The sequence below is a fragment of the Pelovirga terrestris genome (assembly GCF_014773365.1).
Classification (GTDB): domain Bacteria; phylum Desulfobacterota; class Desulfuromonadia; order Desulfuromonadales; family Geopsychrobacteraceae; genus Pelovirga; species Pelovirga terrestris.
The window spans coordinates 39672-53555 of sequence record NZ_JACWUN010000004.1; the positions used below are offsets into that span (position 1 = coordinate 39672).

General features: G+C 56.4%; 13 protein-coding genes. 2 read left to right on the forward strand and 11 right to left on the reverse strand.

Annotated features, from left to right (window positions below; all coding sequences use genetic code 11):
• Nucleotides 1-61: 61 nt before the first annotated feature.
• The 11 genes from ICT70_RS04435 to pyk form a co-directional block, all read right to left on the reverse strand.
• The gene (locus ICT70_RS04435) at nt 62-1753 is read right to left on the reverse strand and encodes a cation:proton antiporter domain-containing protein (protein WP_191154194.1); all 1692 of its coding nucleotides are present in this window, start codon (nt 1751-1753) and stop codon (nt 62-64) included.
• A 160-nt stretch (nt 1754-1913) separates the two neighbouring features.
• Nucleotides 1914-2705: a tol-pal system protein YbgF gene (ybgF, locus tag ICT70_RS04440; RefSeq protein WP_191154195.1), complete on the reverse strand. Its 792-nt coding sequence runs from the start codon at nt 2703-2705 to the stop codon at nt 1914-1916.
• 71 nt (nt 2706-2776) lie between these two features.
• Nucleotides 2777-3337, reverse strand: coding sequence for a peptidoglycan-associated lipoprotein Pal (gene pal / locus ICT70_RS04445; protein ID WP_191154196.1), 561 nt, complete (start codon nt 3335-3337; stop codon nt 2777-2779).
• Nucleotides 3338-3460: 123 nt separating this feature from the next.
• Entirely contained in the window at nt 3461-4759 is a 1299-nt protein-coding gene (gene tolB / locus ICT70_RS04450) for a Tol-Pal system beta propeller repeat protein TolB (protein ID WP_224746816.1), read from the reverse strand.
• Nucleotides 4759-5772: a cell envelope integrity protein TolA gene (gene tolA / locus ICT70_RS04455; RefSeq protein ID WP_224746834.1), complete on the reverse strand. Its 1014-nt coding sequence runs from the start codon at nt 5770-5772 to the stop codon at nt 4759-4761. The genes tolB and tolA overlap by 1 nt, the downstream gene beginning before the upstream one ends.
• A gap of 7 nt (nt 5773-5779) precedes the next feature.
• A complete protein-coding gene (gene tolR, locus ICT70_RS04460) occupies nt 5780-6199 on the reverse strand; it encodes a protein TolR (protein WP_191154198.1) in 420 nt (139 codons plus the stop codon).
• 1 nt (nt 6200) lies between these two features.
• Nucleotides 6201-6878 carry a protein TolQ gene (gene tolQ / locus ICT70_RS04465; protein ID WP_191154199.1) on the reverse strand — a complete coding sequence of 226 codons (678 nt, stop codon included), beginning with the start codon at nt 6876-6878 and terminating at the stop codon, nt 6201-6203.
• Between the two features lie 115 nt (nt 6879-6993).
• Nucleotides 6994-7710 carry a TIGR04282 family arsenosugar biosynthesis glycosyltransferase gene (locus ICT70_RS04470; RefSeq protein ID WP_191154200.1) on the reverse strand — a complete coding sequence of 239 codons (717 nt, stop codon included), beginning with the start codon at nt 7708-7710 and terminating at the stop codon, nt 6994-6996.
• A 3-nt stretch (nt 7711-7713) separates the two neighbouring features.
• Complete coding sequence (gene folE2 / locus ICT70_RS04475) at nt 7714-8484, reverse strand: GTP cyclohydrolase FolE2 (protein ID WP_191154362.1); 771 nt, start codon at nt 8482-8484, stop codon at nt 7714-7716.
• A 25-nt stretch (nt 8485-8509) separates the two neighbouring features.
• Entirely contained in the window at nt 8510-9187 is a 678-nt protein-coding gene (gene queC / locus ICT70_RS04480; protein ID WP_191154361.1) for a 7-cyano-7-deazaguanine synthase QueC, read from the reverse strand.
• Nucleotides 9181-10653, reverse strand: a complete 1473-nt coding sequence (gene pyk, locus ICT70_RS04485) for a pyruvate kinase (protein WP_191154201.1) — start codon at nt 10651-10653, stop codon at nt 9181-9183. The genes queC and pyk overlap by 7 nt, the downstream gene beginning before the upstream one ends.
• Nucleotides 10654-10870: 217 nt before the next feature.
• Between pyk and ICT70_RS04490 the strand changes: the two genes are divergently transcribed.
• Complete coding sequence (locus tag ICT70_RS04490; RefSeq protein ID WP_191154202.1) at nt 10871-13261, forward strand: penicillin-binding protein 1A; 2391 nt, start codon at nt 10871-10873, stop codon at nt 13259-13261.
• 131 nt (nt 13262-13392) lie between these two features.
• Nucleotides 13393-13878, forward strand: coding sequence for a YajQ family cyclic di-GMP-binding protein (locus tag ICT70_RS04495; RefSeq protein ID WP_191154203.1), 486 nt, complete (start codon nt 13393-13395; stop codon nt 13876-13878).
• Nucleotides 13879-13884 lie beyond the last annotated feature (6 nt).

The following is a 13884-nucleotide window of genomic DNA, read 5'->3' on the forward strand; positions in this document are numbered from 1 at the left end:
ACCCGTTCCCACAACTGCAGACCAGGGTGAGTCAAGACCAGACGTTTGACTTCCTATCCAACTACTGCCCGCGAGCGCTGCGCACCAGGGCAAGAAACTCGACATAGTTATTGACATTGCCTACTTTTTCGCGGATCTCGGCGACCTTGAAGGTTGCGGCGATATCAGCCAGAATTTCCAGCTGCACCCCGTCATCATCCTGGGGAGCCAGGATGAGAAAAATCACCTTGGCGGTGGTTGTATCCGGCGCATCAAAATCGATTCCGGCAGGTGACAGCCCGACCAGCACCAATGGTGCGGCCAGTCCCGGCAAGCGGGCGTGGGGCACAGCGACCCCCTGGCCGATACCGGTTGCCATCATTTTTTCCCGGGCATAGACCGCCCGGGTGATTTCTTCGGAGGTTTTATCGATCAAGGGACCGGCCAGCTTGGCCAGTTCATGGATGGCAGACCAGCGATCCCTTGAATCGAGTCGCAGGATAAAGCCCTGGGGTGGAAAAAAGTTGACAAAGCGTCTGGCTTTTTTCAGCCGCAGTACCCGCTGCATCAGTGGTCCACTGAGGAGGGAGGTTACCAGCGCCATCACTACCAGGCTGACAAATATCTCCTGGGAAATCAGTTCAAACTGCAGGGCCAGCACCCCAAGAATGATTCCCATGGTGCCTTGGGCACTCATCCCAAAACTGACGCCCAGGGATTCACGTAGGGGCAGTCCGCCCAAACGTGCTCCGAGGGTGCTCCCCAGAATTTTACCGGACATGGCCAGCAGCAGGATGATCAGGGTCAGCAACAGGTTAAAGTTGTCGACAAAGTTAACCCTGAGCCCGATACTGGCAAAAAACAGCGGGGCAAAAATGAAAGACACAAACTGTTCGATGGTGGTGCGGGTACGTTCGTTCAGATGTTTTGAATCACCCAGGGCGACACCGGCAAGAAACGATCCGAAAATAGCGTGGATGCCGATCCATTCGGTAAATGCAGCGGCCAGCAAGCAGAATGAAAGCGCGAATCCCAGAATTCCCCCCGGCCAACTGCTGTGCGCCTGAACCCAGGGGAGAATCTGATTGAGCAGCAACGGCATCACCAGGATCATGAGCAGCACAAAGACCAGGGTCATGCCGATGGTATAGCCCAGGGGCATCATCTGCCCAACCCCCAGCATCCCCAGCACCATGGCAAAAACCAGCCAACCCAGCAGATCGTTAAATACGGCGGCGGCAATAATCACAACACCCAGGTCACTCCGATAAATATTGAGATCCATCAGGATCTTGGCAATGATTGGTAGGGCTGAGATCGAGAGGACGGTTGCCATAAACAGGGCAAAGGCGAGGGGGTGAGCCCCCTGCTGAAAACCGAGCAATCCCGGGGCCCACCAGCCGGCCATAAAACCAAAAGCGAAGGGAAAGAACATCCCCAGTAGGGCGACATACAGAGCTACCTTACCCTGACGCCATACCGTTGACAGGTCAATCTCCATCCCTGCTACCAGCAAAAACAAGGTAATCGCCAGGGTGATCAGTCCATCAAATGCGAGGGCCCCGCCGCCGGAGAGGGGAAAAAGAAAGGCGCTCCACTGTGGAAACAGGCTCCCGAATACCGTTGGCCCCCACAATATCCCAGCCGTAATTTCACCGAGCACGGCGGGTAAGCCAGTGGCCCGTGCCAGCTCTCCCAATAGTCGGGCTGAAGCAAGGAGCAGCCCCAGAGCAAGAAACAGGGCGGTAATTTCACTGTGGGAAAGTTGTGACATACGGCAAGCCCTTAGTGGTCGCAGGGCAGAAAGGGGCAGCTTTTTAGCTGCCCCTTTCTGATAGATCGTTATTCCAGTGATCGGTAACAATATTGTATCTGTTCAGCACCGGGTCGGGAATCCTGTAGCAAGGATAGAGCTGAATAGTTACACAATATTATCAATTCTGTAAAAACCGTTCGGCGGCCCTGGCCTGATCACTGGCCGGGTAGCTGTCAATCAGTTTCCGCATGGTCGCCCGGGCGTTCTGTCCATCCCCAAGGGAATTAAAAGCCAGAGCCTGCTTGTAGAGGGCGTCCGGTGCTTTGCTGTGGCGCGGATAGCGACTGATAACATCCTGAAACTGTAGGATCGCCAGCTCAAACTTTTTTTCACCGTACAGGGCTTCGCCGGTCCAGTAGAGGGCATTGACGTGGAGGTCATGATCCGGATAATTTCGGCTAAAAGTTTCCATCTGCTCTCGGCCACGTCCGAAATCGATGCTATCCCGAATCAGCTGGAGCGCCTGCTCATACTGTTGTTCCGGACTTGGCAGGGCTACTGCAGGTTGTGGTGCTGGAGTAGGGCTTTGACCACCAGCCGTCACGCTGCCGGTTTCCAATTCTTCGATGCGGCTGGTGAGGGAATCGATCTGCAGGTTCAGATCATCCTGGACCAGTCTGAGTTCATCGGCCAGATCGCGCTGCCTGCGCCCAAGGTCGTCGATCAGGCCATTAACTGAATGTGACTCTACCCGCAGGTTGTCCAGGCCGGCCTGCAATTCCGCCACCTGGCGCTGCAAGCCGGTGCCATCCACCACTTCCGTCTGGGCGGTATCGGCCCGCTGCACCTCCAACTGGGCCAGCCGCCGCTTCATCTGTTCCAGATCCATTTCCAGCCGTAACTGGGACTGGCTGGGGGGGATACAGCCGCCGATCAACACCATCAGCATGATAGCCAGCGCTAAACGCATTCTTTCCTCCTGCAACTAAAAAAGGCCGCACATCATGACAATGGGCGGCCCTGATCCATCAAATGGACCTATTAACGGGAAATCTTGAACTCAGCCCGACGATTTTTGGCCCAGGCTTCCTCGTTGCGCTCCAAGGCGATGGGCATTTCCTCACCGTAGGAAATGATCCGCAGACGATCTGCGCCAACCCCGAGGGAAACCAGAAAATTGCGGGCAGAAATGGCACGACGCTCACCCAGGGCGAGGTTGTATTCATCGGAGCCACGCTCATCGGTGTGTCCTTCGATCAGCACATTCACCTGGGGAGCGGCACGCAGCAGCCCGGCATTGTTGACCAGAATCTGCTTGGCTTCTTCGGTCAGGTCGGATCGGTCGAAATCAAAGTGAATACGCTGCAGCCCGGCAGCAGCGGCGCGGCGCGCCTCGGCAGCGGCTTCTTCAGCAGTCATGGCCACACTGGTATCGGTAATGGGAGTTTCCTGCACCGCACGAACCGGTTGTTCAACAACAACCTGGGTCGGCTGGGCCGGGACAGGGGTTTCTTCCACCACCGGCTGCTTGGCACACCCGACGGTCAGCACCGCAAAAGCAAACCCGATAACCAGAAAACGTACAACAGACAAAAATTTCATACCCAACCACTCCTTTCGCCTACGCGAGAAAACAATCATTAACTAATATTTAAAGTAAATCGAACAGTCTGCATTATACAATAACCCGCTAGAAAAACAACAATCATCGCTCAAGTCGTTAAATTACCAGCGCCCTGACCAGGCCGGATGTGATGCCCGGTCACCGGCGGCGGCAATGCGCCGGGCGCCACTGCCATCGGCGCGCATCATCCACAGGGATTTTCCGCGGCCATCATCTAAGGAATAGACCAGAAAGCGTCCGTCGGGACTCCAGCGCGGGTGTTCCTTGTTGCCGCCGCCAAAGGTAATCTGGCGTTCGTCGCTACCGTCCGGGTTGATCGTGAAAAGATTAAAGATGCTGTCCTCCAGGCGTGAAAAAACAATCCGGTCGCTCTTCGGATTCCAGGCGGGAGTGGCATTGTAGCGCCCATCATAGGTCAAACGCTTGACTTCACGGCTGTGGATATCAACGATGAAGATATGGGGATTACCGAGGCGATCCGAGACAAAGGCAATACGATTACCATCCGGGCTCCAGGAAGGGTCAACATCAATCGCATAGTGGTTGGTCAGACGCCGTAACAGGGTACCGTTGGTACCAATCAGGTAGAGCTCGGCATTGCCGTCTTTTGACAGGGTCAGGGCAATCTGGCGCCCATCCGGACTGTAACGACCACTGATATTAAGCCCCTGCTGAAACGACAGGCGCGATTCCTGACCAGTGTAGACCTCCTTGCGGAACAGGTCGGGGTTTTCCTGTTTATAAGAAGTGAAAATCAACTCTTTGCGGGTCGGCGAGAAATCAGGATTGAGCACGATGGAGCGATGATCAGTCAGACGCACCGCACCATGGCCGTCGACATCCATCAGATACAGTTCCTTGTTACCGGTCTGCTCGGAAATATAGGCAATTTTGGTGGCAAAAGGCCCACTTTCTCCGGTTAACTGCTCCAACACCTGATCAGCAAAGGTATGGGCGATCTTGCGCACATCGCCGCGCTGGCCGACATAACGTCGACCAGTGAGCAGCCGTTGACTGGTGACATCGTATAATCGCATATCCACGGTCAGTTGCTCACCGTTGAGCTGGTAGCCCCCTTTGATCAGCAATTCGGAACCAAGAATCCGCCATTGGGGAAAATCAACATCGCTGCGTTGCAGCCCGAGACTGCCGGCATCGCGCATAAAGGAAGCGGGATCAATAAAACGGAAGAGTCCGGAGAATTCCAGGTCATATTCCAGCACCCGGTCGAATTCGGCGGCAATCTCCGGATGGGCGCTGGTAATCGGCAGAATGCGGTTCAACGCCAGGGGGATGGCCTGTTGCCCCGGCGAACTGATTTCAATCCGACTGGCAAGGGCGGAGTTGACAAAGACCAGGGTCAGTAAAACGACAACCGGCAGGCGCAACAATAACGTCATCAATTCAGCATCTCCTTGAGATTGAAGGTAATGGTAAACTCCATGGTCTGGGGCAACGGCTGGGGCAGTTGCCGGGACAGGGTCAGGGCGCGCACCAGGGATTCATCGAAGGCAGCGTGGCCGGAGCGACTTTCCCAGCTGAAAGCGGTGCGGGTACCGGCGGCATTGTAGGTGACTCGCACCACCGCTTCCGGATTACCGGTCGCCAGGGCGCGCGGGAAGGTCCAGTTCCGGCGAATGAACTCCTGAACATAAGCACTGGCACTGACGCCCTCTTCATTGCCTCGACCGTCGGGCATGCCGACCGGCGCATTGGCAATGGGGGACTCGGGGGCCTCAGCCTGGGCTCGTGCTGCCGCCCGCAACGTATCAAGGCGCGCCTGGCGCTCGCGATCATCCTCTTCACGTTGGCGTTGCGCCGCCATTTCCGCCAACCGCTGCTCACGCGCGCGGTCTTCCAGCCGGCGCTGCTGCTCGGCCAGGCGCTGGCGTTCAGCTTCCTCACGCTTGCGTTGTTCCTCGGCAAGTCGACGTTTCTCGGCGTCATCGCGCTTACGTTGTTCTTCAGCCAGCCGTTTCTTTTCCGCTTCCTCGCGCTGGCGCTGCTCCTCCGCCAGGCGTTCACGCTCGGTGTCTTCCGGGGTTGGCCCGGGGATCAGTTCCGGCTCCGGTTCCGGTGCGGGGACCGGCGCTGGTGCGGGTGGGGGTGGTGCGGGTGGGGGTGGTGCTGGAACAGGTTCCGGTTCGCTCACTGGAGCGGGTGGGGGTGGTTCGGGTGCCGGCGGTTGTGGTGCTGCCTCAGGTCGACCGGCCTGCGGATTGAGGACCGGTGCATTGACCAGATTCACCCGATAGACCGGCGGTGGCGTGAGCGGCGCGCGCTGAAAAAAGGGGGTAAAGTACAGGCCCACCAACAACAGGTGGAGCAGGACCGATAGCATCAGCATTTTGAGAAAGGCGGACTCCAGCCGGGGCGGGCGGCGCTGTTTCTGGTCGGAAGCCAGGGGTGTCATCACCGCTTCAATCTTCCGGCAGACGGGTGACCATTCCCAGCTTGTCAACCCCGGCTTGCTTGATGGCCGCCATCACCTGGACCACCAGACCGTAGGCAACTGTCTGATCCGCCTCGAGAAAGACCTGCAGATCGGGACGATTCTGCAGCGCCTGCCGCACCACCCGCTCAAGACTGCCGATCCCTTCAACCTCAACCCGATCGATACTGATCTGGCCATTACGCTGTAATACCACCACCATCGGTTCGATATCCGCCGGCAGTCCCGGGGTTTGTTGTACCTGGGGCAGATCGATCTCCAGCCCCTGATCAAGCATCGGCGCGGTGACCATAAAGATAATCAACAACACCAGCATGACATCGACAAAGGGGGTGACGTTAATGTGCGCCATAGCACTGCGGCGGGGACCGCTACGTCTGACATCCATGCTATTTGCCCCGCTCCATACGCTCAATAATATTCAGAAATTCCTGGCTGAAGTTATCCATTTCACCAATCAGTTCGTTGACCTTGTTCAAGAAATGATTATAACCGATAACCGCTGGAATCGCCGCAGCCAGACCGATGGCGGTGGCGACCAGGGCTTCAGAAATCCCCGGGGCAACAACCGCCAGGGAGGCGCTGCCGGTCTGGCCAATGCCGTGAAAGGCATCCATAATCCCCCAGACCGTACCGAACAGACCGATAAAGGGGGTGATGGAGCCGGTGGTGGCAAGAAACGTCAGATATTTTTCCAGCCGCTGGGTTTCCTGGGTCGTGGCACGGCGCAGGGCGCGGGCAACGATGTCGGTATTCGGCATTCGGCTGGTGAATTCTTCTGCTGCGTCTTCACCTGCAGGACGTTTTTTTTGCTGCAACAGTTCATGATATCCCTCGCGAAACAGGCTGGCAACGGGGGAATTGCTGAATTCCTTGACCCCCTGACCGATCAGGTCAAAACGCTTCTTGGTCCAGAAAAAATCAAGGAAGCGATCGGTCTCGGCCATGGCTTTGCGCACAACCGCCAGTTTGTAAAAAATGATCGCCCAGGATACCAGGGAAAAATACACGAGAATAACCAGGACACTTTTAACCACTGGTCCGGAACTTAATACGAGTTCGAGCAAGGGGGCCTCTCCTTTATCCGATTTTTTTTCGCAACCGATTGTTCACGCTACGGCGGGCGTTTTTTGTGACATGTACCTTGATTTTTGCCGCTGGATTATCCGGCAGCGCAGCTATTCAAGTCAAGCTGTCGATGACGGTATCAGGACTGTGGTTTAGCACCCGGGTGATATGAATCGCCGTTGACGAGTGGGGCGTGCGGGTCACCAGACGCAACAGGGCGGGCAGATCATCAAGATCATCCCAGGGCTCGAGGAGCACTGAACGCAACCCCAGCTGCGTTGCCTTGGCCAGGGATTGTGCCAGAACCTCATCGGTACTCCAGCTGATATTCTGAAACAGCTGCGCATGGTGGGTTGTTTCGCCGACCAGATAATAACCGCCATCGAGCGCCGGGCCATGCACCAGGTCGGCCGTCTCGAGGGCACTGAAGGCCTGTTCGATCCGTTCCAACGGCAGATCCGGAGCATCGCTGCCAATCAGCACCGCTGCCCCGTACCCCGCTGTCAGCCAGTCTGACAGGCATTGCGCCAGGCGCGCGCCCAGGTCGCTGCCACGCTGGGGTACCAGAGTGATGCCGGGAAAGGTGGCAGCAAACCAATCCTTGTCGCCACTGTAGCAGATGGCCAGCTCGCACCCGACGAGTGATTGCATGCGCGTCACTGTTTCCTGCAGGCAAACCTGATAGAGATCGGCCGCCTGTTCAGGCGTCAGGGGAGGACAAAGGCGGGTTTTTACCCTGCCGGGGACCGGTTGTTTGGCAAAAATCCCTAAAATCCGGTTTTTTGTTGGGCCGGGACACCACTTATCCACTTTTTCCACAGACTTTTCCACGGCCTAGCGGGCTCCGTGCTCTATCATGGCATAGGCCGAATGGTTGTGAATCGACTCAAAATTCTCACACTGGATACTGAACCAGCGGATCCGCTTTTGCGCCGCGAGCTTTTCGGTCACCGCCCGCACCATGTCCTCAACAAACATCGGGTTGTCGTAAGCACGCTCGGTCACGGCCTTTTCGTCTTCGCGTTTGAGCAAGGCATAGACCTCGCAACTGGCACACTCTTCGACCCACGCGATCAGGTCTTCAAGCCAGATATGCTCACTGTAGCGTACCCGGACCGTCACCAGGCTGCGCTGGTTGTGGGCCCCACGCTCACTGATCTCTTTGGAACAGGGACACAGGGAGGTCACCGGCACCCGCGCCTCGAGCATGAAATCAAATTGATCTGCCAGCGTACCGACCATACGGCATTGATATTCGAGCAAGCCGCGCGCACCCGATACCGGTGCGCGCTTCTCAATAAAATAGGGAAAATCAAGCTCCAGGTGTGCACGATCAGCCCCCAGACGCTTTTTCATCTCGGTCAGGATGGTCTCGATGTTATCGACACTGATCTCGCCGTGATAGAGATTAAGCACTTCAATAAAGCGGCTCATGTGGGTACCTTTGAAGTGGGCCGGCAGGTCGACATACATATTGACCCGGGCCACCGTGTACTGGCGCTCACGGTATTTATCCTGTACGACAATCGGGTACCGGATATCCTTGACCCCGACCTTGTCGATAGGGATCCGGCGCTCATCGGGGCTCTGTTGCAGATCGGGCATCTGCTGACGGATGGAAAGCAAGGGATCAGGCTGCATAGGTCAGAGGGTCCTCCTGGTTGATTTCGGCGAAGCCTTTCAAGCGCAAGCGGCAGGAATCACAATGGCCACAGGACAAGCCCGCCGGGGTCGGGTCATAGCAGGAATGGGTCAAACGGTAATCAACCCCCAGGTCGAGACCACGACGAATAATCTCCCCCTTGGTCAGGTCGATCAGCGGGGCCTGAATACGGTAGTCTTGCCCTTCTACCCCGGCTTTGGTTGCCAGGTTGGCCAGGGTTTGAAAAGCGCGGATAAACTCGGGTCGGCAATCGGGATAACCGGAATAGTCCAGCGCGTTAACCCCGATAAAGATATTGCCGGCACCAAGCACCTCGGCCCAACCCAGGGCAAAGGAGAGAAAAATGGTGTTGCGGGCCGGCACGTAGGTAATCGGAATACCATGATCCTGCGCAGCATCCTTGGGCACCTCGATATCTGCCGTCAAAGCACTTCCCCCCACCAGGCGCATGTCGATATCGATCACCAGGTGGTTGGCGGCCCCGATCAATGGTGCATATTCACGGGCCTTTTCCAGTTCCACGGCATGGCGCTGGCCATAGTTGAAACTCAAGGCATAGGGGGTAAACCCCTGCTCTTTGGCAATCGCCAGGCAGGTGGTTGAATCGAGGCCTCCGCTGTAGAGTACGACGGCTTTTTTCATGATGTCACCCGATAAGGTGCGCCATGCACCTCATAAAAGTTGCCGGTGCCGAGGCGATGGATCTTGAGCAGATTGGTGGTTCCCGGCGCAGAGACCGGGCTGCCCATGGTGATCACCACCACATCGCCGGGTTTTAACAATCCCTTTTCCAACACAACTTTTTCAACCGAAGCGATCTGCGCCTCCGTATCCCCCTGGATGTCGACGCGCAGGGAACTGACCCCGCGATACAGAGCGAGATGACGGCGGACCTGCTGGGTTGGGGTGACCGCGTAAACCGGCAGGGAAGGCCGGTACTTGGCCACCAGAGTTGCGGTGCTGCCGGTCTGGGTAAAAGCTAGAATCGCGGCCGCCCCCACATACTCGGCAGCCTGGCAGGCGCCTTGGCCAATCACATCGGGGATATTCTGATGAAAGCCCGAATGTTCGAGTTTAAAGGAGCGCCGTGGATGCAGGTTCTGATCGGCTTCGACGTCATGGGCGATACGATCCATCACTTCCACTGCTGCGACCGGGAACAGCCCTGCTGCGGTTTCCCCCGACAGCATCACCGCATCGGTGCCATCGAGAATGGCGTTGGCTACATCGGAGGTTTCGGCGCGGGTCGGACGCGGATTGCCGATCATGCTTTCGAGCATCTGGGTGGCGGTAATCACCGGCTTGCCGGCTTCATTACACTGGCGGATAATCCCCTTCTGGATCAACGGCACCTGCTCTGATGGCAGTTCAACCCCGAGATCCCCCCGCGCCACCATGACTCCGTCAGTGGCCGCGAGAATGTCGCTGAAGTTGGCGACCGCTTCCGGCTTTTCAATTTTGGCAATCACCCGGATCGGGGAATGATGATCAAAAATAATCTGTTTGAGCTGACAGATCTCTGCCGCCGTGCGGACAAAGGAGAGGCCCACCCAGTCAAGTTCCTGGGCGATGGCAAACTCAAGATCGACGTAATCCTTGGCCGTCAGCGCCGGGGTCGAGACCTTGACGCCGGGCAGGTTGATCCCTTTGCGGTCCTTGAGCTGCCCCCCCTGCTTGACCAGACAATGAACCTCGATGCCGCTGCTGCGTATTACCTCGAGTTCCAGTTGTCCGTCATCCAGCAGAATCCGATCCCCGGCCTCGACGTCCCCCGGCAAATCCTGGTAATTGGTAGGGATGATGCCGTCACCACCTTCGACCTCAGCCGTGGTGACGATCACCTGCTGGCCACGGGTCAGGGTCTGGACGCCACCACGCATTACGCCGGTACGAATTTTCGGCCCCTGGAGGTCACCTAGAATTGATACGGCTTTACCGTGCAATATCGAGAGTTCACGAATCTGCTGGATCCAGATTTTCTTTTGTTCCAGCTCACCGTGGGAAAAGTTCAACCGGAACACATCCACTCCGGCTTTGAGCAGATTTTCGAGTTGCTCACGCTCACCACAGGACGGCCCTACCGTGGCAACAATTTTGGTATGTCGGTACATGCATTTCCTCCGGCGCTGTGCGCCATGTTAAGGTCTTATTGCAAAAAACGGGTTGGTTTTAAACCTTGGGCCTCTTTTATTAGGCTGATGCCAACCTGACAGATCCAGTTGCTCCCCCCCGGCACCCATGTTATATATCCCCATTGATCTTTTTTGGATCCACACTCTGTGCGGCTCAACAGAAACAATTTTTTGCCTGCAAGTCTATAAAAATCATATGAAGCGTCTGCTAACATACCTTTTTTTCGCTGTTCTCGCTACTCCCGTGCTGGCTGTTGCGGTGCTGCTGGGTGCCTATTTTTATATTTCCGCCACCCTGCCCCAGGTCGAGTCCCTGGCTGATTATCGGCCGCCGCTGATTACCACCATTTATGCCGACGACGGCACGGTGATTGCCGAATATTCCCATGAGCGGCGTTTTTTGGTGCCCTACGAAAAAATGCCGAAAACCCTGGTCCAGGCCTTTGTGGCTTCTGAAGATGCCGGCTTCTTCAAGCACCAGGGAATCGATCTTATCTCGATCATGCGTGCCGCCATCAATAATCTTAAGGCGGGAGGAATATCCCAGGGGGGCAGCACCATTACCCAGCAGGTAGCCAAAACCATGCTGTTGACCCCGGAGCGCACCTTCACCCGTAAATTCAAGGAAGCGATTCTCGCCTGGCGCATGGAACAGACCCTGACCAAGGAAGATATCCTCTATATCTATCTGAATCAGATCTACCTCGGCCATCGCTCTTACGGGGTCGAAGCCGCTGCCCGCAGCTATTTCGACAAAACGGTTGAAGAGTTGACACTGGCCGAATCGGCCATTCTTGCCGGACTCCCCCAGGCCCCCAGCCGCTATTCCCCCTATCGTCATTATCAACGGGCCATGGATCGCCAGAAGTATGTCCTCGGGCGAATGCTGGAAGAAGGATTTATCACCCCGGCCGAGAGGGCCGCCGCTGAAGCCGAAGAGGTGGTGATTACCCCGCGTCTTAACACCCTGCTGGACGTCACCGCCTATTTCAACGAGCAGGTCCGCCGTTACCTTGAACAACGCTTTGGTGAAGATTTGCTCTATACCGGCGGGCTGCAGGTGGAAACCAGTATTAATCTTAAGCTACAGCAGGCGGCACAGGATGCGGTCAAACAGAACCTGCGGGCTCACGATAAGCGCCGCGGATTCCGCCCGGTTGAGATAATCCTTAATGAAGCTGAACAGACGGAATTTTTGGCCGCTCAACGTCAGGAATTTGTTGCCGGCGGGTTAGACGTTGGTTCAGAGACCCAGGCCGTCGTCGTCGGTCGCAGGGGTGATCAGATTCTCTGCCGCATCGGCGATCGCAATGCTACCATCGCCATCAGTGCAAGCGCCTGGGCCGGAACCATTGAAGTGGTTGCTGCCGGGACCGAGCCCACCGGCAATGCCGATGGTAACAATGCTACCCGTCTGCCTTTGGGTGCCGTTATTGATGTGCGGGTTCTCAATGCTGTCGGTGATCCACTGGAACTGGCCCTGGAGCAGGAACCGCTGGCTCAGGCCGCCCTGGCTGCGATTGATCCGCGCACCGGCCAGATTCGCGCCATGGTCGGCGGCTATGATTTCCGCAAAAGCCAGTTCAATCGCGCTATCCAGGCTCAGCGGTTACCCGGCTCAGCATTCAAACCGATTATTTATGCAGCCGCCCTTGATCGGGGCTACACCCCTGCCAGTATCATTCTTGATACCCCGCTGATCTATGAAAACAGGCACGTTGAAAACGGCGACGTCGAAGAGTGGAAACCGAAAAATTACGAAGAAAAGTTTTACGGTCCGACCCGCTTCCGTGAAGCCCTGACCCACTCACGCAACGTTGTTACCGTCAAGATTCTTGAGGATATCGGGGTCGGCTATGCCGCCAGCTACGCCCAGAAGCTTGGAATCGAGACCCCGCTTCAGCGCGATCTGTCCATGGCTCTGGGCTCCACTGCCATCACGCCGATGGAACTGCTTACCGCCTATACGGTTTTTGCCAGTGGCGGCATCCTCTCGCCGCCCACCTATATCACCCGGATCCGCGACCGTAACGGGCGCATCCTCGAATCGATTGATCCGACCGACTTTGCCACTGGCATGGCCGCCGACCAACGTCTGATCCGCCAAGCCCCGCGCCGGGTCATCTCGCCGGAAACGGCTTACCTGACCACTAACATTATGGAGAGCGTGGTTCAGCAAGGCACCGGGCGTCAGGCCCGGGTGTTGAATCGTCCGTCGGCGGGGAAAACCGGCACTACCAATGACCTGAAAGATGCCTGGTACGTCGGCTATATTCCGCAACTGGCGGCAGTTTCCTGGCTCGGCTATGATCAGGAACAGCCCCTCGGCCGGAGGGAAACCGGTGGCCGTGCCGCCCTGCCGGCCTGGATTGCGTTCATGCAGGAAGCGATCAAACTATATCCACCGGAACATTTTCCGGTTCCCGATACTATTGAGTTTTTTCCCATCGATCGGCAGAACGGCCTGCTCGTCGCCGAAGACAGCAAGGACGCCTACTACGAAGCCTTTTCCCCCGGCAGTGCGCCAACCCGCATGAGCAGCGAGCCGCAGTTCAAGGCACGTGATTTCTTCCGTCTGGACCTGTAGCGACCGCCATTATTTGCGAACATCAACCTGCCTTTTTTCACCGCTCCTGCGCTGTTGCCGGCGAGCGGTTTTGTGCTATAAAGCCACAGCTTGGATAATCATCAACAGATTTTAGTTCAGGGAGGAAAGAGATGCCAAGTTTCGATATCGTCTCCAAGGTTGATCTGCAGGAGGTTGACAATGCGGTCAACCAGGCGATCAAGGAGATCACCCAGCGCTATGACTTTAAAGGAACCGTCAATGAACTGGAACTGGAAAAGGATTCTCTGAAAATCCTTGCTGCGGACGAATACAAGCTCGAAGCGATCAAGGATATTCTGATCGGCAAACTGGTGCGCCGCGGCCTGTCTCCCAAATGTTTTGACTATGGCAAGATTGAACTGGCATCAGCTGGTGCCGTGCGGGTGCGGGTCGCTATCATCCAGGGGATCAGCAAGGAAAAAGGGAAAGAAGTTGTCAAACTGATCAAAGACACCAAGCTGAAAGTTCAGGCTCAGATCATGGAAGATCAGGTGCGGGTTACCGGCAAAAAAATTGATGATCTGCAGGAAGTGATGCAGTTTCTCAAAGGGCAGGACTTAGGGATTGAACTGCAATTTGAGAATATGCGCTCCTGATTTTTG